2 protein-coding genes are annotated in these 1004 nt (G+C 72.8%); one reads left to right on the forward strand and one right to left on the reverse strand.

Going from position 1 to position 1004, the window contains the following annotated elements; genetic code table 11:
• Positions 1-246: 246 nt before the first annotated feature.
• A complete protein-coding gene (locus ABZU46_RS31825; protein ID WP_354863390.1) occupies positions 247-435 on the reverse strand; it encodes a hypothetical protein in 189 nt (62 codons plus the stop codon).
• A 19-nt stretch (positions 436-454) separates the two neighbouring features.
• Here ABZU46_RS31825 and ABZU46_RS31830 point away from each other — a divergent pair.
• Positions 455-1004, forward strand: a 550-nt coding sequence (locus ABZU46_RS31830; RefSeq protein WP_354863389.1) for a hypothetical protein, incomplete at its 3' end; no start/stop codon positions are given.

Raw genomic sequence — 1004 nt, forward strand, 5'->3', positions numbered from 1 at the left:
GACACCCCGACATCACCGAACCCGAGTCGATCACCTCCACGCGGCCCGACCGCCACCGGATGATCGCGCTCGATCCAGGAAACAGGGGCCTCACCACGCGGGCGAGGCCACTACATCCAGGATCGAGCACGATCATGAAGGCCGGCGGGATTGTCCGCCGATCACCTGGGCCGGCCGGACAAGTCGGGTGGGACCGGCGTGGGACCGCGCCGGGTAGACCGGGGAGGTTCGACCGGGCCCGGGTCGTCAGGCGGGGTCTGCGGGTTTGGCTGCCTCACTGGCCTGGGCGTGACGTTCCAGCAGCCGCTGCCGGATCTCCTCCGGCGTGTACGCGCGCCGGCGCCGTTCGGCCCGCGCTATGACCACACCGGACGCCGCGACCCCGGCGAGGCCGGCGAGCCCGAGGACCTTCCACCACCGCATTCGTTGCCGCATCGGCCTAGGCTAGACCCTCATGAGCATCAGCCTGGATGAGGCCGTCGAGTTGACCCGCACCGGTGACGTGTGGGTGTTCCGGGGTCGTAGCGTGCCGGACCGGGCGATCCAGTTCACCACGAACAGCCCGGTCAACCACGTCGGGATGGCGGTGGTGCTGGACGACATGCCGCCGTTGATGTGGCACGCGGAGCTGGGCCGATCGTTGCCGGACCTGTGGTCGGGCACGCACCAGCGTGGTGTGCAGCTGCACGACCTGCGGGACGCGGTCTGCGTGTGGGCCAACCGGTACGGTCAGCGCGCCTGGCTGCGGCAGCTCGACCCGCCGGCGGACGGGGAGATGGAGCGGGCGGTGCTGCGGACCGTCGCGCGGTTGGACGGCACGCCGTTCCCGTCGACCGCCCAGTTGGCGTGGCGGTGGGTGCGCGGTCGGGTGCCGTCGCTGCCGGGCCCCGGCCGGGCCGCGCTTCGAGCCGTGTCGCGGGCCGCTCAGGCGACCTGGGCCGACCCGGCCGCTCCGGCCGCGTCGGAAACCCCGACCACCGGGGCCAATCCGGCCGCGTCGGGGC

The organism is Micromonospora sp. NPDC005197 (assembly GCF_040608295.1).
Classification (GTDB): Bacteria; Actinomycetota; Actinomycetes; order Mycobacteriales; family Micromonosporaceae; genus Micromonospora.